Origin of the sequence: Clostridium zeae (assembly GCF_017312485.1) — a bacterium.
Classification (GTDB): Bacteria; Bacillota; Clostridia; order Clostridiales; family Clostridiaceae; genus Clostridium_AR; species Clostridium_AR zeae.
In genome coordinates, this window is record NZ_BMBA01000006.1 from 69,717 (window position 1) to 91,448 (window position 21,732).

Consider the following 21,732-nt stretch of genomic DNA (forward strand, 5'->3'; position numbering starts at 1 on the left):
CATTAATATTTTTAAGTAATAAAAAAACCGACCAATTAAAAAATTGGTCGGTTGCACTACTAACTCGCCACGTACAAAGTGCCCAAATAAGTACGTAGGTCAAAGTTCCCATTTTAGCATGAAATATATAAAGCTTATCAAACTACACGTAAATAGTAAACTTTATATATAAACGTTTAAATAATTCATTAGGATATTGCTCATTTATTTCGGATTGAAGTAATTCGTCTTTATATCTAATGAAATACTATATATATCCATAATTCTACATTATATTACATATTAATGTCAATTTATATGTAATTTATTTATGTAAAAAAAAGTTTACTATAGAGTAACTTTTATAAAAATATACTCAAACTAAATTTAATAAGGCATGTGGCCTTTAATAGTCCACATACCTTTTATTAATGCATATTTAAATTTTATTTTACTGTTAAATTAAATCCACTTTGTATTAAATAAGGATTTGTTGCTTCAATATTACTCAAGGAAAGATTCGTAAAGGTTGCAGATCCATTACCAGTATAAGTGTAAATTGCTTCACCTAAATGTGGCTGTGAGAATCTTGAAGTTGTAATGTTATCTTTTCCAGTTCCATCTATAGTAATATTGTTAAAGTTAATATTACTAAAACCTCCACCATATCCAAATTGTATTGCATCTCTTTGAGCATTGATAATATCGATGTTTGTAAAAGTAACATTTTGAATAGATGAATTTGATGCTTCCAAATCAATAGCACCACGTTCTCCATTATAACAATCTTTACTAGTACCAGAATTTATTATTGTGGTATCTGAGAAAGTTATTCCTGTGTTATTTTCAAAATGATATCCAGGGAATACTGTATTCATTCTGATACCAGAGCCCATAAAGCAATCCTTAATATAGTTATTAGTTGCTTTATGTCCTGAACCTCCGAAAATAGCTATAGCAGCTGCACGCCAGTTATTTTCAATTGTATTATAGCTAAAGGTATTATTTACTTCCATTGGAGCACCCATAGTACTATCTGGCCACATAGCTAATCCATCATCACCATTGTTTCTTACGCTACAGTTTTGAACTGTAGAGTTCTTAGTACCTTGACAGAAGTTTATACCATCAGCTAAGTTATTTCTAACACGTCCATTGGATATTATTAAGCCATCTGCAGGTATAGCTGGAGTATGAGCATAATCTGCTACCCAGAAACCGCACTCAAAATGTTCTTCCCAGAAGTCATGTATACGAGAGTTAGTACCGAAGTTATCCATAAATGCTTTGTAAATTGCATTTTGGTTATATCTAGTTCTAAGCATAGAATTCATATATACATTACTAAAATCAATAGTTCCTGTAACTCTTAAAGATATTCCACCGCTTGCTGAATTTGGTGATGTGAATTGAATATTGGTATACCACATTCCAGCACCTGTGATTGTGATGTTATTTGCATTTATAGTCCACATACCACCTAAGTTAAATTTACCTTCAGGTATATATACACTCTTTCCTGAAGAAGCTGCAGCATTTACACAAGAATTAAAAGCTGCAAGGTCGTCGGTTGAGTCATTTGGTGTTGCGCCGTAATCAGTTACTGAAAGAGCATTAGCTGGCTTTGCAATCGCTGCTGGAACTGGTTCTATTTCTAAGAAGTCAACTCCATATTCAATACTATCACCATTTGTTTTTTGAATTCTGATCTTATCTCCAGCTTTTAGAGCTGTAGAAAGCTTAAAGTGAGTTTCATCAAAGCGGAACGCAGCTTGACCACCATTTGGTGCATCTGCTGGTTGATCACTTGTGAAATACTGCCATGAATAATATGAAGTTAGCGAAATAGTGCTAACCTTTGTACCATTTACATAGCAATCTAATGATCCATTTAGTCCCATTCCATCTGCTGTATCAGGCATTGTAAATCTCATATCAACACCTGCACCACCTTGGTTTACTGTCCATTCAACATAAGATCCATTAGTTGGAAGAGCCACATACTTCTGATTTGAAGCTTCAGAAGCAATAAGAGAATAATCAAAGGTTGGAGCTGTACGTAATACTGCACCGCCTCCTAAAGTACCATCTTCAGATTCATATCTTGTATAAGGTACTGTTGCTCCACGACTTCCTGGTGCTGGAGGAGTTGTTACAACCATTTGACTTCCACTTGTATATGAGTTGTTTGTTTCATCAAGTTCAGCAAAAACATTTGTATCATCAGCATTTGCTGAAACTGCATAGCTTCCTGCCACTGCTGTATAACTGGCAGTTACTGCTATAGTTCCTCCAGTTGCTATAGATGCTGTAGTTGAACCAGTAACTTTTGTACTTCCTATATTAAACCCAACAACATTTGTTACTCCTGCAGTTGTTGCTGCCCCTTGATTCTTAACAGTTGCAGTCAAAGTAACTGTGTTACCTGCTTGAGGATTTGATGGTGCCCATGATATATTTGTAACCACTAAGTCTGGCTTAGTTGGTGCTGTAACAACTAATTGAGTTGTACTTGTATAAGAGTTATTTGTCTCATTACTTTCAATTATGACATTTGAATCATCTACATTAGCAGTAGGTGTAAAGGTTCCTGCTACTGATGTCCAAGTGCCTGTAACTGTAGCTGTTCCACCTACTGGAATTGATGCAGTAGTAGAACCAGTCACCTTTGTACTTCCAATGTTGAAGCCAACAACGTTGTTTAGACCAGCTGTTGTAGCTGCCGCACCTTGATTTTTAACAGTTGCAGTAAAGGTAACTGTTTGCCCAGCTGTTGGATTAGTTGGCGCAAAGGTTAAACCTGTTACTACTAAATCTGCTTTATCTGTAGTTGAAGAGTTTACAGTTATATAATCTATATTTACATTACCAGTATCAGTTGTATCATATTTATAAGCTATTGTATTATTTCCTGCATTTAAGGATAAAGTTTCTATTTTATCTCCCCAAGTGTTCCAATCTGCTAATGCTGGCAAGGAGGTTTGTCTCACTTTGCTTCCATTAACATAAACACTTAAAGTCATAGGGTTACCATTGTATGCATTTGCATATCTTAAATCTACATCATAATAACCTGCTGATGCTGCATTAACAGTAAATGATGCCTGAGAAGAACCTGAGGTTTGGATTCCGTCTACAAATCCACTTCCTGAATATCCAGTATGATCAGTATTGATTTTTGCTCCACCTGAAAGTGTAGCTGCTTCACCTTCATACTTATTCCCACTTGGTGGTGGTGTAGTAGAGGATACAGTTATACTTTTGTCTAAAGTGTTATTGTTTTCATTTGATTCAGCTATTAGGTTTACATCATCTATGAAGGCTCTAACAGTATGAGTTCCACTAGTAGCTGTCCAAGTTGACTTTCCAGATGGACCTCCATTTGCTGTTAAGGTAGCAGTTCCTCCTGCTGGTATTGATGAAGTAAAACTATCACACCAGTTAACTTGAGTACCATCTACAAGCAAGCTAAGTCCATGCTTAACTCCAGCTTGTGTAGCTGCTGTTCCTTGATTTTTGATTACTGCACTAAAAGTAACTTCATTATTTGTTGCAGGACTTGCAGGATTCCAAGTTATATCTGTAACAACTAAATCAGGAGTACCTGTTGTTGTTCCCGCACCATAAACTTCAAATTCAGCTACTTGTCCTCCAGTAGCACCACTATTAGCAGTAATATTTAATCTAACATATCTCTGGCTTGTACTAGAAAAATTTATTGTTACCGAATTACCTGTTGCAGGGTCAAAGGTATAAGTTGTTGATGCAACCAGAGTATTATAAGTTGAATTGTCTGAGCTTCCTAGTACTGATAGGGTTTGAGTTCTCTTCGCCCAAGCACTGTCAGGATTAAGTTTTAATACCACCTTATTTACAGATTGAACTGCTCCAAGGTCAACGGTTAAAGTACTAGGATATGAACTCCCCTCCCAATAAGTATTAACATTGCCGTCATTAGCATTGGTAGCTACATAGGTTTGAGTATAGTTATTCGCAACTATGGATTTGCCAATTGCTAAATTTGCTGCATCTGCAGCATAAGATGTCTTTGAAAGTACTAAACCTTGCGCAAGCACTACAGTGGTTGCTAAAAAGATAGTCGCTAACTTTTTAAAGACTCTTTTCATTTTTTTACCTCCATTTTAAATTTTTAATCTTAATAATTAAATTTATAATTATATATAAACTTAAAAATTAGCAATTTAATGGTTTTTAACTTACAAGATTTAATTCAAATCTCTTGATTCTGTTGTAAAATCACATATTTTGCTAGGTTATAATCTACGAAGGTATATAATTTGTTGCTAAATATAGAGTACATTAGAGATATTATAGAATTGCAACTTTAGCTATTTTTCATGCTTTAAACTATAAACACACATAAGCCTTAATTATTGGATAAGTATAAATCAAGTTTCAGTAAACGATTTAACAAAATAACTATACTATTTTTTACCTTTCAAAAAAAGTAGACTATTATGCTAATTGGTTTGTAATACTACACACTTTTCTCACCCATATGAAACTATTTGTTTTTTTATTACAATGATTATATCAAACATTATATAATTGCGAATCAATCATTCAAATTTCTTAACACTAAATATATAAATACGTTAATTGTCAACTCAAATCTTTATACTCATGTTTATAATTGATTAAGTTTAATATTTTGCAATCGTTTTTCATTTTCTGAAACTTTTAACCCAAAACTTTCAATCTGCTATATACTTTTCTCATGAGTAAATAAACTTAATTATAGAAATAATTAGTTTAAAAGGAGGCAACCATGAACAAGAGATTTCCAAATAACTTTTTGTGGGGCGGCGCAACTGCAGCTAACCAATATGAAGGTGGTTATAATGAAGGGGGAAGAGGTTTAGCCTTAAGTGATTTAATAACTAACGGTAGCAACTCTTCACCTAGAAGAATTTATTATGTTGATAAGCAAGGAAATGAAAATAGTATTATTTTAGGAATGTCCTTACCCAAAGGTGCTAAAAGTATATTAAAAGAAAATCAATATTATCCTAGTCATAAAGCAACTGATTTTTATCATCATTATAAAGAAGATATTAAATTAATGGCTGAAATGGGACTTAAATGTTATAGAATGTCCATATCTTGGACTAGAATATTTCCTAATGGCGATGATGCTTCGCCAAATGAGGAAGGACTAAAATTTTATGATTGTGTATTTGATGAACTATTAAAATATAATATTGAACCTGTTGTAACTATTCTTCATTTTGATATGCCTAAACACTTAGCAGACACTTATGGTGGTTGGTCTAATCGTAGATTAATTGACTTTTATACAAAATATTGTGAAACAGTCTTCAGAAGATATAAATATAAAGTTAAGTATTGGATCACAATCAATGAAATTAATGTTCTGGGTGGTTATTGGACCTTAGGTCTAACTTCAGCAAGTGAGGCTTCGATAAATGTCAATATTGAAAAAGGAACAGGGATACATATAAAACTACCTGATGAAGAAGCTCGTGCTAAATTTCAAGCCTTACATCATTTAATGGTAGCAAGTAGTTATGCAAATAAAATAGGACATGAGATTAATGCTGATTTCAAAATAGGCTGCATGCTAGCTTTAAGTGGCATCTATCCTGCAACCTGTCATCCTGACGATGTATTTGGTGCCTATGACTTTAGACGAAGAGCTTATTTATATGCAGATGTAATGCTAAGAGGTTATTATCCTAGTTACAGTCAGGCTATCTTTGATGAATATAACTTTACTTTGCAAAAAGCTGACGGAGATGATGAAATTCTTAGAGATTTTCCTAGCGACTACTTTTCATTTTCTTATTACCGTACTACAACCTACAATAGAAATGGTGCTAAAACAGTTACCACTGGAGGACAGCAAGGTGACTCTAATCCTTACTTAGAGGAAACTCCATGGGGCTGGCCAATCGATGCTAAAGGTCTTCGATTTGTTCTAAATGAACTATACGATCGTTATCAAAAGCCATTATTCATAGTTGAAAATGGTATGGGAAATATTGATATAATGGAACACGATAACTCTATCAATGACGATTACAGAATAGATTATTTAGAAAAGCATATTAAAGAAATGTATGATGCTGTAACTATCGATGGCGTAGATCTCATTGGCTATACTTGGTGGGGACCAATAGATATTGTTTCAGCTGGTACTGGGGAAATGAAAAAAAGATATGGTTTCATTTATGTAGACATGGATGACTTAGGAAATGGTACTTTAGAACGTAAAAAGAAAAATTCCTTCTACTCTTATAAAAATATAATTGAAACTAACGGTGAATGTTTACACAGATAAAAAAGTAGTAAAGCAAGCTAATTTATCACCTATAGGACGTTGACCTTCTTAGTGTCCATCCTATAGGTATACTTTAACTTCTTTAACTACTTTTTTTGCCCATCTGGCCAAATTAACTATAAAAAATAAAAAATATGTTTATTTGCAATTTTTTTAGAGAAATATATTCCAATAAATCCATAATAATGGTACAATGTTTATAGACAGTTGACAAAACAGTCACATATTTGAGATTTTACCTGATTAATATTATACTAATCTAAATGTATATAGTAAAATCGCTTAAACATCAAATACCGTATCATTATGATACCTTTCTAGATATTTCAATCACAAATCCTATTTTAGCTTTTTAATAAAATATAGGCTGACTAATAGCACTACTTAGAATTATATTTTTATCTAAAAATAAATCTATTTTAATCACGGCATTAATTAAAATAGTGTATTCATTCAATGTATGTAATCTTAAGGGGATAGAGGTGATGTAAAAATTAACTTTTACAACATGCCATTAGAATACACCATAAAATATAAAAACTTACAAGATTAATGTAATTATATAAATAAGGTTTTTCAGAAAACGTTTTCTGAATAATAGAATTTGGAGGTATTATTTATGTTTAAAAAACTTTTAGTAGCATTCTCTATGTTAGCTATGCTTATTTGCCCACTATCTACCGTTAAAGTCTTAGCAGCTGACTTTACTAATGGTGTAGATGTATCTGGAAGCACAGCAACTATATGGCTTAAATCTTCTGTAAATACTACATGGGCTGATGCCCATTATACAGTAAACTCAGGAGCTCAACAGAATATAAGAACAACCTACAACAGTTCTTCAGGCAGATATGAGCAGAAGGTTACTGTAGCCCCTGGTGATGTCATTAAATATTCATTCACATACAACAATGGCACACCTGCATATGATACTGCATGGTTTACCTACACAGTAGGTTCAAGCAACCCTACTACCGCAGCTGTGTTTTACCAAGATATAAACTACGGTGGAACTTCTGTATCCTTACAACCAGGTAATTATACCCTAGCACAAATGAATGCAGCTGGAATTCCAGACAATTGGATGACTTCACTTAAAGTTCCTAGTGGTTGGACAGTTGAAGTATATGATGGTGATAACTTTACTGGAACAAAATGGACTTATACTGCAAGCTCATCTTGGGTTGGTGATGCTGTTAATGATAAAATGACTTCAGTTAAGATCTATATCGGCTCACCTACAAATCCTACAACCCCACCACTTAAATCTGGTTTCGTTACTTTGCAAGTAAATAATCAAACAAATGGTAAATACTCAAATGATCAAGTTTACTGGGCTATAGTAGGACAAGACCCAATTACTAAACAATTTGTTCATGTAGATTTAAACGGAAACCTTATCCCTATGAAAGTAGCAGACAATGACGCTTCTGGTCATCTAACAAAAACTACTCCTGATGGTACTTTCAATTATTCAAACTATTTCTATAAGGCTAGCCAACAAAGTTATGCTTATATTCCAAAGATCATAGGAGCAAGAATGTATATAAGCTACGGCGAACCTCTATATATAAAAGTAAATCAAGCAGCAGACGGCTTAATAGGTTATGCTGGACCAAACCTAGCAAATACTTCAGATCCTAATACTGGTATAATGTTCGAATGGGCTGAATTTGCATGGACTGATTCTGGATTATGGATAAATACAACAAGAGTAGATCAATTCTGCTACCCATACAATATACAATTAGTGGGAAACAGCGGTTATAACAGAACAGGCGGAGATATCGGTACACGTGCAGACCTAATGGCTGCATACCAAAATGCAGTACCTACTGAATTCAAGTCATTAGTTAAATCAGATAGAATTTATGCACCTGCTTCTGGCCTTGGTACTTTTACTGCTGATAGAGCTAACGCTCATTATTTTGACAGTTATATCAATGATGTTTACAGCTATTATACAACTCATGAATTAACCTTTACTTGCGATCGTGGAACTTATAGCGGTCATGTAGTAGGTACAGATTTTGTCTTCAAAAAAGATAATGGAGCATATAATCTTTATATCCACGGAAAACCTACTACACAAGAAGTTTTATTAGGCAATGGAATATTTGACGGTGGAAATGATGATGAAAAAGCTATTAAAGCACAAGTTTGTGCAGCCTTTAATAGACATGTAATGCTTGATCCAGCACATTGGAATAACTCAAGCTACTTCTACCAAGCTGCACCTGCAAACTACTTTGCAAAGTTCTGGCATGATCATTCTTACGAAAACAGAGCTTATGGTTTCTGCTATGATGATGTTTTTGACTTCAGCAGCACACTACAGGCTCCAGATCCTAAGTATGCAATAATCAACGTAGGCTGGTAAGAAAAAAGCTTCTGAAATCATTGGAATATCAAGATTCAATAGACATAAAAATTTTATATTTTTCAAATAGTAATAAAGGATGCCGCATCAGTATTTTTAACTTCTTATGCGACATCCTCTCTTATTATATTGATTATTATTTTTAAAATATTATTGTAAAAGTTGATCCCTCGCCTAATTCGCTATTAACAGAGACTTTCCATCCATGTTTTTCGATAATTGTTTTTACAATTGATAAGCCAAGTCCTGCTCCTCCAGTTTTACGAGAACGGGATTTGCTAACCCGATAAAACGGTTCAAAAATCTGCTGCAACTCATAAGCAGGGATTCCATTACCTGTATCTGCTATTGTAATCTTTCCTACTTCCCCTTCTCTCTTTGCTTCTATGACAATCTTTCCTCCATCTTTATTATACTTTGCCGCATTTTCTATAAGATTGAAGAAAGCTCTATATATTAAAACTTGATTTCCCTTAACAGTTTTAAGCCCACAGGTGAGTTCTGTCTCAATATTCCGATTCTCTATCACTGGACTAAGTTCACATATAATTGCTTCAAACATACCCTTCAAGTCAATAGGAACAATCTCAAGTTGATCATTCTCGTCATAAAGTTTCATAAGATCATCTACTACCATTATTAATCGTTTCACATTTCTTTCGATTGTTTCAAAAGTTTCTTCATAATCTGAAGCCGCTGGATTTTTATCTAAATGAAGTACCTGAATACTAGCATTGATTGTAGAAAGAGGAGTTTTGAGCTCGTGAGCCGCATTAGCAGAGAAACGTTTTTGCTTTACAAAGGACTCTTCTAGCCGATCAAGCATAGCGTTGAAAGAATTACCTAGTATTCCTACCTCATCCCTTGTGTAAAGGTTTGGAATACGTTTCTGTAAATTATCCTCGCCGACCATTGAAACGGTTTTGCTAAGTTCATGAATAGGTCTTAAGGACTTTCCTGCTACAATATATACTAGAACCATTCCAAATACAGAAACACCTCCAAGTATAAGCACATTTACAATGTCAAACTGCTTCTTAGCAGCTGTTAAAACTGCCACCTTGGTAGAAGGTACTGCTATAGCCACGTCACTTGGATGAAATTCAATCTCTCCACTTATAGGTGCTTTTTCTACAACTCCATATGGACTCGCTAGTGTTACATTATTTAATTGGGTGTGAGCATTATAAGATGCCCCCAGTGTCAGGATTATAGAGCAGAGTAATAAGATAGCACCTGCTAGTAGTGTAATTCGAATTCTTAAAGATATCCTACTAAAAACTTTCATTCCTCTCCCTCCGTAATCTTGTATCCTATACCACGGATATTTCGAATAAGATTCTGATCACAATTTACATCTGCCAGTTTCTTCTTTATTGAATGAATATGATACTTTAATGTATCAGGATATAAATCTGCCTCGCTGCTCCATACATGATCAATAAGTTGTTTTGTACTAATCACATGTCCTTTCTTTAAGATCATATATTCTAATATGGAGTATTCCTTTTTGGTCAAGTTTAGTCTAGTTGATTGGAATGAAACCACCTTTGTGGACATGTTCAAATATAATCCTCCACAAGAAAGTTCATTTTCCTGCTGGATATATGCCATACGAGATAAATTTCGTATTCTCGCCTCTAATTCCAAGAAATCAAATGGTTTCGTCAAATAGTCATTTGCTCCCATATCTAGCCCTTTTACTTTATCATCAATTGTACTTCTTGCAGATAAAATTAATATTTTTGCTTTCTTATCTTTCTTCCTTATATTCTTCAATACTTCTAAACCCTCAATCTTAGGTATATTTAAATCAAGTACTATCACATCATATTCATTCATTTCATAGTAATCTAACGCTTCTTCTCCATCATAAGCTGAATCAACAGCATAGCCACACTTTAATAGTCCTCGTGTCACAATCTTAGATAGCTCTTCTTCATCTTCTATAAGTAATATTTTCATTTGCTTCCTTTCTTAATACATAAGGTGAATAGCTTACTAGCTATTCACCTTATGTATTTCGTATTATTTTGCAGCTGTAGTATGCCCAGAGAATTTTGCAATTTCCTCTGGAGTTAGCTTTCTAACAACTGTAGCTGTACCTTTTTCAACATGTGTCAAATCTAAGTTTCCTGGTACAGCCGTTAAGGATACATTTGCTTCTGTTTTAGCATTCTCTCCTCCACTGATATTAATGGTAGCACCATCAACAACCTTATAAGTACCTGGTTTAGCATCTATTTTAGAAATATCCACATGTGCTGCTGGAGTAAGAGTTACACCATTAGAAGCAGCAAATGCTGTAACTCCCCCTAGAGATATTACTACTGCAGTAATCAGTCCTACAATAATGTTTTTTAGTTTTGTAAATAACATAATTATTTTCTCCTTTCTATTGTGCATTTATTTTATTAGGATTGCAATCTGTAAACTTAGTATATCAACCCAATAGTTGAGAAATAGTTAGTTTTTACACTATTATTAATTTAATTGATGAATTAAGAAACCCTTAGTAACACTAATCTTCAAAGCTTAGCCAAACTTCCATAATTTGATCAAGCTATTTCTATCAAGCTGCTCCTGCAAATTACTTTGCAAGCTTCTGGCATGATCATTCATACGAAAACAGAGCTTATGGCTTCTGCTACGATGATGTTCTTGACTTCAGCAGCACATTAAAATCTTCAGATCCTAAATATGCAATAATCAATGTATGCTGGTAAGCTTACACGAATCTCAAGCATCTTATCTTGCAAAAATGCCTCTACACTCCCACCCATCTGTTCAGCTAGAAGTTTTACAATTGCTAGTCCAAGTCCTGTACTTTTACCTCTTGCTTCATCTACACTATAAAATCGATCAAAAAGTTTTTTCGCATCAATTTCTGTAGTATTATTTATAAGATTTTTAAAAGATATGCTCACAGTTTTTCCATTGTTTATCTTCACTTGTATATTACTAGCTGAATGTTGAATACAATTTTTAATCAAGTTTCGTATAATTCTTATAGTCATTTCTTTATCTGCAAAAATAAACATTGGATGCTTTTCATCAAACTGAACTTCCAAGTTATTCTCTTCAAAAAGATTTATGGACTCCACAAGACACTCAGACATCAGGTTTGTAACATTTATCTTCTCCATTTTAAAAATTGGTTCCGTGTTTACAAGATAGCTATATTCAAAGAAGTTTTCAATCAATCTCCCCAGTTCATCCGAATGCTTTTGTGCTATTTGAAGCTTCTGCAGCTGCTCTTTTGATAGCGTCTCTCTAGCTATTAGCTGCTGATAACCTTTAATAGCAGTAAGTGGTGTCCTCAAATCATGTGATATATTAGCAATCATATCCTTAAAATGTTTTTCCTTGCGAATCAATTCAACGCGATGAGTCTCATCAACTTTAAGGCATCTGTTAATATTAGAAACCAATGTATTTAGCTCTTTATTAATTAGTTCTAGGCTAATACTATGATGTGTATCTTCGTCTAATCTCTTAATCAACTGCTGGTTAATATTTTTTAATTGCAGTTGCAAAAATACTATATATAAAACTAATAATAGAACTACTATGCCTAATACTACAACTGCAATTATCAATATTTTCACCACCTATTTAATTTCTGATTTTCTAAACCCAATATATGCAATAGTAAACATCACGACCATAAACCCAACACTGGCACAAATAGCCTTAAAAAGAACACTATATGCTGTACTTGATACAACAAAAGAGTAATTTCCTCCATATGGAGTGCAGGCTAAAATATTATAGAAGATACTAGAATTACTACTTAATCTCATAAGCTGCGCAAACATGATCGTAAAACCATAATAGATAGTAACTACTAAAACAGGCTTCTTAATCACAAGTGCTAGTGGTATACATATACTTAGTTGCGACAAATATACGATTATCAATGTTACTATAGCAGCAATGAGCTTCCATACGACTACTTCAGAAAGACTTTTACCTGCCTCTACTGTTAGCAAGTTCAAGAAAGCTACTGCTACTGATCCCATACTAAATTTATAGCCTGTACTGATAGCAATAAGTACAGCAATAATATATGGAAATAAAATAGCTACTAAGGAACAACAAAAAACAATTATCTTTGCAAACAATACAGCAAGCCTACTATTTCCAGTTGCAATTGCTTCATGTATTATTTTATTATCAAAATCTCCACAAATAAAAATTGCTGCTATAGTTGCTCCAAGTATACTCATCATATTTACATCAGAGAATAAGAACCCTACTCCGTTCATACTTTTATCAATTTTGCCTTGCTGTATTAAATAGGCCATCATAACCATGGCAACTGCACTCACTGTTGTTATACCAAATAGAAATTTTATTGCCTTGGATTTACGTATTTTAAATAAATCAGCAATGATCAGATTATACATTTCCGTCCCCCCCAACAATAGAGATAAAATAATCTTCAAGAGTATCTCCTCCACTTGAAAAGTTTGTAATTATCATTCCATTTTCAAAGAGAGCTCTTGCAACCTGTTCCTTTTGATCTATATAATCATAAAGCTTAACAGATTTGTCAGGCATTACTTTATAATTCTCAGTATTTAGTTTCATCTCTAAAACACTTACTAGCTTTTCTGACTCTAAGGCACTTATAAGAAGATAATGCCTACAGCATTCTTCAAGTTGTGCAAGGGTTAAGGTCTGTTTAATCTCACCTTGATGTATAATAATATAATCTGTTGCTGTCTGATATAACTCCGGAAGATTATGACTTGAAATCAATATAGTCATCTGCCTATCTTCACACAGATTTTTTATCAAATTTCGTATTTCAACAATACCAAGCGGATCAAGTCCATTTATTGGTTCATCCAGGATAAGTAGCTCTGGACCTCCTAGAAGCGCAATAGCAATTCCTAAACGTTGCTTCATACCAAGAGAAAAGTCCTTAGCTTTCTTTTTACCCGTATCACTTAGTCCCACCAACGCTAACAGCTCATCTTCTACTTCTTTGTTAGGAATGCCTCTCATAATTCTATGAAGCCTTAGGTTATCTTTTGCTGTCATACTTTCAGAAAGACTTGGATATTCTATCATGCTTCCAATCCTTTTTCTTTCCTTTTGCAAAGCCATCTCTCCCGTATGCCCAAAAAGCTCAATACTTCCTTTAGTTGAAAATGCTAGTCCTGTAATAAGCCTCATAAGAGTAGATTTTCCTGCACCATTTTGTCCGATTAATCCATATATCTTTCCTGCTTCTAAAGTTAACGATACGTCTTGTAAGGCCTTAACGCCATTATATTCTTTTGTCAGATTATTTGTTTTTAAAACAAATTTTTTCATCTCTATTCTCACGTCCTTTCTAAAGGATTCCTGTGTTGAAACTTAATCTATACTTGTTCGAAAATCTCCACTTCTGGAGATTTTGGGGCATGCATAAATTAGTATTTAAGTTAGGAACCCTATATCTTCAAGTCTAAGGCTCAAAGGTTTAGAAAAGGTTAAGAAGCCTCATTAAATTATAAAGAAAGTGATAATTTATTCTTTATACAATCGATACCCTAGTCCCCATACCGTTTCAATATACTTCTCATCGCTATCTGCTTTATGAAGCTTATTGCGCAGGTTACTAATGTGAGTTTTCACCGCATTATCATCACCTAGATATTCTTCCTGCCAAATTGACTCATATAAATTTGCTTTTGTAAAAACCTTACCTTGATGCTTTATGAGCATTTCCAATATCCTATATTCTTTTGCCGTAAGCTCAATTTCAATACCATTTACGCAAACACGCTTTGCACTATCATCAAGTAATATCCCCTTGTAGCTAAATACTCTAGTTTCTTTTATATGCTTCTGATAACGCCTTAAATTAGATTCAACTCTTGCCACTACCTCCCCTAAATCAAAAGGCTTTGTGATATAATCATCTGCTCCCATCCTCAAAAAATCTATTTTTGTACCAATTATATCTTTTGCAGAAATAACTATAACAGGAACGTCAGAAAACTTTCGTATTTCTTTTAGTATTTCATCTCCACTTTTGTAAGGTAACATAATATCAAGCAGTATTAAGTCAAAGTTAGAATTTTTAACTTTATTAAGCCCTTCTATACCAGTATAAGCCGTTTGTACCTCATAACCTTCATCTATTAGGGCTTCACCCAACATATGATTTACATCTTTATTATCCTCAATAACAAGAATAGAACCCATCAAGCTTTCTCCTATCTTTGTAATTAACTTATCTTTTTAATCATTAACCATATTATACCATAAGCCTTATCGTTTACTTCACTTTTTTACATAGATATATGGGCATGTATCGTCTACTATAAGATCATACATACCCTATAATTTAGAAAGCTATTATCCTAAACAAAAAAACACCTTGATTATCTATATGGATGTACCACTTCGTAATAAAATATTCTTATTTTAAGTTAGCCTTCAAAATTTAGCCAAACTTCCATAAGCTCATCAAGCTCTTTAGTAAGCTCCTCTTTCCTACAATAAAGCTTATTAAGCTCATCATAATGCAATTGTGAGGTACTCATCTCCAAGTCAAGCTCAGCTATTTCTTTTTCAATCCTTTCGAGTTTTATCGTGACCTTTTCTTTTTTTGCTTCTCTCTTCTTACTTTCATCCACAGTTCTCACTTTTTTAGTTTTTTCGGTTTTCACAAAGGTTTCTTTAACTATTAGCTGCTTTAACTTTTCCCTTTCGGTTTTATAATAATCATAATTTCCTAGATAGCTCTTAAATCCATTATTCTCAACGGAAATTACTCTTTCTCCAATCTTATTTATAAAATATCTATCATGAGATATAAAGAATATAGTTCCTTTAAAATCCTCCAAAGCCTCTTCAAAGGTTTCTATAGAATCAATATCAAGATGATTTGTAGGTTCATCTAGTATTAGAAGATTTATATCTTCAAAAAGTAATTTAGCAAGCTTTAATCTTATCTTTTCTCCACCAGATAAATGTTTAACTTTTTTAAAAACACTATTACCATAGAACATAAACTTAGATAGATACTCTCTTGCTTTTCCCTCAAGTATATAGATATCATCCCTAAAGCATTCAAGTATTGTCAACTCTTCATTTTCAAAAACAATATTTTGAGGTAGGTAGGCTGCCATCACACTAGCCCCCAGTTCCACCTTACCAGAATCAGCTAACTCTTCTCCAAGCAGCAGCTTTAGGAAAGTAGTTTTTCCACACCCATTTGGTCCTATAAGGGCTACTCTTTCACCATAATTAATCAATAACTCTGCATTACTAAAAATCCTCTTATCTTCATAACGTTTATATAACTTTTCAGCCTTTATAGTTTCATTTCCTGATCTTCCAGTAGCCTTAAAGCTTAGCTTCATATTCTGCTTATCAAACACTGGCTTATCAATTTTATCTAGCTTATCCAGTCTTTTTTGTATACTTTCAGCTCTTCTAAAGAATTTGTTATTATCAGCCCTCATGGCCCAGTCTCTCAAATCCTTCACTTGCTTTTCCATAGCATTTATCTGTTTTTGCTGTTCTCTGAACTGCTCAAATTGTATCCTCATATTCTCTTCTTTCTGATTAACATAAGAAAAATAATTACCTTTATAAGTTATAGATTCCATGTCCTCTATCTCAACAATTTTATTCACTACATTATCTAAAAAATATCTATCATGAGAAACAATTATTACAATTCCTTTATATCCATTAAGGTAAACTTCAAGCCATTCAATGGAATCCATATCTAAATGGTTTGTAGGCTCATCTAAAAGTAATATATCCGGATTGTCGATTAAAAGCTTTCCTAGTACAACAGTAGTTTTCTCTCCACCACTCAACAAACTAAAGTCTTTATTTAAAAAGCTGTCATTAAATTTTAGACCTGTACATACCTTACCTAATTTTTCTTCTATATCATATCCACCTTTTACTTCAAACTGCTGTACTAAAGCACTATATTTCTTTAGCGCTCTTTCAAGCTCATCGTCACTGAGAACTTTCATCTCATCCTCTAGCTTACGCATTTTCCCCTCTATATCATGAATTTCTTGAAAAGCTAAGTTCAACACATCAATAACCCTTAACCCCATATCATATCGAGGGATTTGTTCAAGATATGCAACAGTAGCTTCTCTTGGTAAATTGATAAAACCTTCATCATATCCATAACTTGAAGTTTGAGGATAACCAGGGTAATAGTTCATTGGTTCTATACCCGCTATTAACTTTAAGATAGTACTCTTTCCACTTCCATTCGCTCCTACTATACCAACCTTTTCTCCTGAATAAACTTGAAAAGTTATATTTTCAGTGACTTGAGTAGCTTCCATATATTTTTTTACACCATTTAACGATAATTCAAACATAAATATTCCTTCTTTCATCTATAATCTAGATTACTCATTTTACGAACAGGCATATATGAAAAAACTAACCCTTATAATATAGTTATATTTTCAATATCTCTTTTTAGCTAAAGCCATTATTAAAAAAATTATTGAAATAATAAAAACTATATATTAATTAATGCTAAAAAGGACTGTAAGAAGATTATTCCTCTTACAGCCCGAAATTTGCTCTTAATTATAATTTATCTAGATTAGACTCATATGCAATTCGCAGCTATGATAGTTTTTCAAGATATAAGCCCAAAACTTACACTATAAAAACAGCTATAACCATAAATCAATACACATGATAAGCAAAATAAAATTCATATTAGATCAGTATTATCTCAATCATTATCTTATTAAGCTTAAATCTCTAATCATAAACTTCCTAAAGAAGTTTATGTAAATATCTCAAAACGTTGTTGAAATATTAAACAAATAAATTACAATATCTATTTCAGCAAAGTAAGTTACCTTCCAAATGCCTTATTCCATAAAGAGTATAACAACAAGACCTAACGATAATTAGGCAAATTAAAACTCGTTACAAAATAACTATTAATTTTTAATCAAATTAATCTTAGCAATTAGCTGGTATCATAACTTACTTTCCCCTTCCATGCGGTTTTTCTTTATAATATCATATTTTGAAATTTGTGTAAATACATTTCATTATATGCTTCTTATTGATATTAAAATTGTAGCTTTTAGAGATTTTCTAACATATATAACTTAATAGTTGAGTTAGGCCCTATAAATCATCCAAACGACCACTCAGCAATAGTTGTTTCACCTTTTCTTAAAGGCCTTATTTCGTCAATAAAACCATCCTCTGCTTCATCCTCAATTTCATAATAGCTAACTATTTCATCAATACTGTCATCTCTGGATTTACTTTTTTTCTTCTTTTTATTCCCACGTACACTCTTTTTGCTTTCCAATTTTTTAGAGCTATATTCTAGTAATTTGCCGCCATCTTCCTTGTCTTCTTTGCCCTCATCCATCAAAATAATATATTTATTTTTAGGTTCTAAGGTTTCTCCATTTATATTTTTGCCATGGTCTGCGTTATTATCAATGATTATACTTTCATTCTCCATAACTTTATCTATATTAGTTTTATTTTTTTCTATCTGACCATCAAAATCATCATGTTTAGCATCTTTTGATTGATTATTAATATCCTCATTAAGCTTAATAACAGCATTTTTAACTTCACTCTCTTCACTCTTGACTGCTTCTTTTTTCTTCACCTTAATATTTTGATGCTTGGCAAAATTTCTCACATTATATACCTTATCTTCAGTTAATTCAATCATCTCTAATTCAATAAACACTTCTAGTGCAAGCTTGATTTGGGAAGCATCTCTATTAAATTCTATTGCTAAAGTCTCTATTGTATATGCAATATTTTTTGAAAGAAACAAATCACCTTCTAAATTAACCTTTCCTGCAAGCAAAACCAGTCTGTTCCATATATAATGGATTACATCTCTTTCTGGCTTCATGTCTATTATTTTAAACTTAGTATCCTCATACATATCAACTCTGAATTTTACATATTTTCTTTCTCTCATAATCTCATTCTCCTCATTATTCTATTTTTAGGTTATGTTAAAGCACTGTTTTGAAATCAAAGTATTCTTTAACAGCGCTTATTTTTAAAGATATCTTCTAACCAATATATATGCCTTAGCGAGTGAGATTAAGGAAATATTTATGAATTATTTATTAAATCGATAAAAAAATCGCTGAAGCGACTTTTTAAGTGATTCTTTTTGCATATCTGCCTTTTTGAATGTATATGAGAAAAACTAGGCAGACGATATCTTCTTCTTTTTTTATTATTAGGAATCTTAAAATACATTTTCATATTATTTTCTTGATAACAAGTGCTTGTAAGTTTCTTTAGTTAATTTTATACTAAAATCAACACTTAGAGTTCAATCTAACTCAAAGTACTTTTTGAAAATATACAAAATCACTTTAAGGAGAATAAATCAATGTATACAATAAATGAAGTGGCTGATATTTGTAATATTTCACCTCATACAATTAGGTTCTATGACAAGGAAGGGCTCCTACCTTTTGTCTCAAGGAATAGTTCTGGAAGTAGACAGTTTAGCGATTCAGATTTAAATGTTATTAAACTTATTTGCTGTTTAAAAAACACCGGAATGCAGATTAAGGATATTAAAAATTATATTGATTTAGTCATGCAAGGGCCTCAAACTAATTCACAAAGAAAACAAATTATGATTGACCATCGAAAAGAGGTCTTGAATCAAATAGATAATCTAAAGAAAAACTTGAATATCATCGATTTAAAAATTGCTCTTTATGATTCAGATGACGGTTCATCTTTTTCTAAGATATTTTCAGAACAAGAAGTAAAATAGCAATGTAAAAAGCAAGGCAGTTAACGAATTATAACGTAGAGTGCCTTTCTTTCATTTTAAACAAACTTTACATTTGTCAGTTTTTCAGATACTTCCCAAAGCTTCTTGGCAACCTGTGTATCTTCTGCTTGTGGAGGTACTTTAGCAAAGTTAGGATATCCTCTCACTTCGTTCATTTTAGATGGTCCATAATAACTTCCTCCTTTTGCCTCAATAGCTGTTGCTGCATAAAGTGACGGCCAAGCCCCATGTGCTGCTGGTTGAAATAATATTGGTCCAAATAAGCGACGGACTATTCCTGCAGCACTGTTCTTTCCTGATCCATTTGGAATCAATTCAGTTCTTGAAATACCAGGATGTACTGCAATACTTGTAATCCCCCATCCAGCTGCATCACTTCTACGTTGAAGCTCAAAGGCAAACATTATGCATGCAAGCTTTGTTTGCGAATATGCTACCATTGGTACGTAACTTTGTTCTGATTGAAGATTATCGAAATCTATCACGCCTTTACGGTTAGCAACACTGCCCAAAGTAATTACCCTCGGTTTATTACCTTTCTTTAAAAGAGGTAGTAACTGTGCTGTTAATGCAAAATGTGCAAGATAATTTGTACCCATTTGAAGTTCAAAGCCATCCTTTGTAACCTTACGCTGAGGTGGGTTCATCACAGCAGCATTGTTTACCAGAATATCTAAGCTTTTAAGTTCTGCTCTCATCCTTTTCCCAAAGGCTTCTATAGAAGAGAGATCTGCAAGATCAAGTTTTTCAAAGCGTATATTCCCTTTTGGATTTAAGGCTTTAATCTTTCTGATTGCTTCTACCCCTTTGTCCTTGTTTCTACCAGCCATTATAACTTCTGCTCCTGCTCTAGTCAGCTCTAATGCTGTTTCATATCCAATTCCACCAGTTCCTGTAATAACTACCCTACGACCTTTTTGTGATGGTATATCAGCTGCAGTCCAATTACTTTTCATTCCTTCTGCCATAATAACAACTCCTCATCATTTTATAATTATTTAAATTATCTACATCCTATGATGTGTATGTACTGTAAAGCGCTTAAAAAGTTCCTTTGTTGTACTTTATATAAATGGTAACACTTAGAGTTATATCAATGTCAACTATATTTTTTAATTGAATTTTAAGCACGTTTTGTTTATATATTCCACAAATCCAATTAGGAACATTAATAATTTTTGAGTTTTTATAATCAGCTTATACAGCATCGAATTTATTATTCTCCTTGTCATGAAAACAACGCTACAAGTGTGTATTTTGCTGATTTTGATGCAGATGAGTTAAAAATAATTTAAACGGTATATTAGTTGAGAATTGCTTTTTATAATTCTTATAGCGTTGCTTATAATAATGGTTAAGTTCAAGGAAACTGTCTGATAAAAAACAATTACTTCCTGTAAAAGATAAAAATAGGCAATCAATCGCTTAGAGTTATATCTAAGCATATTGATTGCTTACAAGAGAATAATCCCCCTTAAGACGAGGATGACTTAATATGTAGTAGAGAATTAATCTATCTATTCATTAATTTTCATATTTTTCACTGGTTAGTTGGAAAACCAGATGCTCCTTTATAAAATAAAAAACTATAACTGTGTAAATAAAAACACTTAGAATTTCATTCTTACCATGAATAATAAATACAATATAATCGGCAATCCTATGATACCAGATAGTATTGTGATTACAGTACTTACCTTTTTTTCATCTCGTAATAGAAGCAATAAAAGCTTATATCCTAAAACACCAATCAATCCACCGAAAGAGTTTAGAATTATATCATCAACATCTGATACCCCTATGCCTAAAAGCCCCTGAATAATTTCAACCAATAAACTCGCTATGAATATATATGAAAGATTTTTTAATATCCTTTTATCTTTTTTTAATAACGGCAAATATATGCCGAGAGGAATAAAAATAGCTATATTTCCAGCCACATTGCCAAAAGCAAACCTTCTTAAATTATCAGTGCTGCCAGATATATATTCCATTATGCTATTAAAAGGAATGAGATTTATAGACCTAGATACAGTCCTTTGACTACTAAACACTTCTAATAGCGAAAATCTTGATAAGAGTAATATTTTAACTAATAAAAATATGTAACTAATGAAAATCCCATATAAGAATACTGTTTTAATTCTTTCTAGCGTCTTCATAATTCCTCCATTTTTAATTTCATTACTGGTGCTTTTATGCAATACAAAAACCTGTCCAATTGGGTAATTTAATTTTACCTCAATCAGA

At 32.8% G+C, this 21,732-nt stretch carries 15 protein-coding genes, 1 pseudogene and 1 riboswitch; of the genes and pseudogenes, 4 read left to right on the forward strand and 12 right to left on the reverse strand.

The genetic code is table 11. The annotated features are described in order from the left end of the window. Window positions 1-36: 36 nt before the first annotated feature. Window positions 37-119: riboswitch (cyclic di-GMP riboswitch) on the reverse strand. A 306-nt stretch (window positions 120-425) separates the two neighbouring features. Beyond that, window positions 426-4,106 (reverse strand): CARDB domain-containing protein, encoded by a 3,681-nt coding sequence (locus J3477_RS20580; RefSeq protein ID WP_206871958.1) that lies wholly within the window; start codon window positions 4,104-4,106, stop codon window positions 426-428. A gap of 662 nt (window positions 4,107-4,768) precedes the next feature. On the opposite strand from J3477_RS20580, the gene J3477_RS20585 reads away from it, so the two are divergent. Both J3477_RS20585 and J3477_RS20590 read left to right on the forward strand, forming a co-directional pair. Next, window positions 4,769-6,301: a glycoside hydrolase family 1 protein gene (locus J3477_RS20585; protein WP_206871960.1), complete on the forward strand. Its 1,533-nt coding sequence runs from the start codon at window positions 4,769-4,771 to the stop codon at window positions 6,299-6,301. A 619-nt stretch (window positions 6,302-6,920) separates the two neighbouring features. After that, the gene (locus J3477_RS20590; RefSeq protein WP_206871962.1) at window positions 6,921-8,681 is read left to right on the forward strand and encodes a glycoside hydrolase family 64 protein; all 1,761 of its coding nucleotides are present in this window, start codon (window positions 6,921-6,923) and stop codon (window positions 8,679-8,681) included. Window positions 8,682-8,823: 142 nt separating this feature from the next. Here the strand turns inward: J3477_RS20590 and J3477_RS20595 are convergent, their stop codons facing one another. The 3 genes from J3477_RS20595 to J3477_RS20605 form a co-directional block, all read right to left on the reverse strand. Beyond that, window positions 8,824-9,969 (reverse strand): sensor histidine kinase, encoded by a 1,146-nt coding sequence (locus J3477_RS20595; RefSeq protein WP_206871964.1) that lies wholly within the window; start codon window positions 9,967-9,969, stop codon window positions 8,824-8,826. Continuing rightward, on the reverse strand, window positions 9,966-10,646 hold the full coding sequence (locus J3477_RS20600) for a response regulator transcription factor (RefSeq protein ID WP_206871966.1): 681 nt from the start codon (window positions 10,644-10,646) through the stop codon (window positions 9,966-9,968). Before J3477_RS20600 ends, J3477_RS20595 begins: the two co-directional genes overlap by 4 nt. A 63-nt stretch (window positions 10,647-10,709) precedes the next feature. Next, window positions 10,710-11,060, reverse strand: a complete 351-nt coding sequence (locus tag J3477_RS20605; RefSeq protein WP_206871967.1) for a hypothetical protein — start codon at window positions 11,058-11,060, stop codon at window positions 10,710-10,712. 242 nt (window positions 11,061-11,302) lie between these two features. Between J3477_RS20605 and J3477_RS26430 the strand changes: the two are divergent. Then, a pseudogene (locus J3477_RS26430) lies at window positions 11,303-11,407 on the forward strand (hypothetical protein); the annotation flags it as partial. Here J3477_RS26430 and J3477_RS20615 read toward each other — a convergent pair. From J3477_RS20615 to J3477_RS20640, 6 genes are all read right to left on the reverse strand, one after another. After that, complete coding sequence (locus J3477_RS20615; RefSeq protein WP_308483213.1) at window positions 11,369-12,289, reverse strand: sensor histidine kinase; 921 nt, start codon at window positions 12,287-12,289, stop codon at window positions 11,369-11,371. The pseudogene J3477_RS26430 and the gene J3477_RS20615 overlap by 39 nt on opposite strands. A 3-nt stretch (window positions 12,290-12,292) precedes the next feature. Further along, window positions 12,293-13,090, reverse strand: a complete 798-nt coding sequence (locus J3477_RS20620; RefSeq protein ID WP_206871970.1) for an ABC transporter permease — start codon at window positions 13,088-13,090, stop codon at window positions 12,293-12,295. After that, a complete protein-coding gene (locus J3477_RS20625; protein WP_206871972.1) occupies window positions 13,083-14,006 on the reverse strand; it encodes an ABC transporter ATP-binding protein in 924 nt (307 codons plus the stop codon). Before J3477_RS20625 ends, J3477_RS20620 begins: the two co-directional genes overlap by 8 nt. A gap of 195 nt (window positions 14,007-14,201) precedes the next feature. Further along, complete coding sequence (locus J3477_RS20630) at window positions 14,202-14,882, reverse strand: response regulator transcription factor (RefSeq protein ID WP_206871975.1); 681 nt, start codon at window positions 14,880-14,882, stop codon at window positions 14,202-14,204. Between the two features lie 227 nt (window positions 14,883-15,109). Next, on the reverse strand, window positions 15,110-17,038 hold the full coding sequence (gene abc-f, locus J3477_RS20635; RefSeq protein WP_206871977.1) for a ribosomal protection-like ABC-F family protein: 1,929 nt from the start codon (window positions 17,036-17,038) through the stop codon (window positions 15,110-15,112). A gap of 782 nt (window positions 17,039-17,820) precedes the next feature. Next, window positions 17,821-18,639, reverse strand: a complete 819-nt coding sequence (locus J3477_RS20640) for a phage replisome organizer N-terminal domain-containing protein (RefSeq protein ID WP_206871979.1) — start codon at window positions 18,637-18,639, stop codon at window positions 17,821-17,823. A 426-nt stretch (window positions 18,640-19,065) separates the two neighbouring features. On the opposite strand from J3477_RS20640, the gene J3477_RS20645 reads away from it, so the two are divergent. Continuing rightward, window positions 19,066-19,461, forward strand: a complete 396-nt coding sequence (locus J3477_RS20645; RefSeq protein WP_206871981.1) for a MerR family transcriptional regulator — start codon at window positions 19,066-19,068, stop codon at window positions 19,459-19,461. A gap of 56 nt (window positions 19,462-19,517) precedes the next feature. Here the strand turns inward: J3477_RS20645 and J3477_RS20650 are convergent, their stop codons facing one another. Together J3477_RS20650 and J3477_RS20655 are read right to left on the reverse strand one after the other, a co-directional pair. Beyond that, window positions 19,518-20,450, reverse strand: coding sequence for an oxidoreductase (locus J3477_RS20650; RefSeq protein WP_206871983.1), 933 nt, complete (start codon window positions 20,448-20,450; stop codon window positions 19,518-19,520). 642 nt (window positions 20,451-21,092) lie between these two features. Next, the gene (locus tag J3477_RS20655) at window positions 21,093-21,644 is read right to left on the reverse strand and encodes a VanZ family protein (RefSeq protein ID WP_206871985.1); all 552 of its coding nucleotides are present in this window, start codon (window positions 21,642-21,644) and stop codon (window positions 21,093-21,095) included. Window positions 21,645-21,732: the final 88 nt, after the last annotated feature.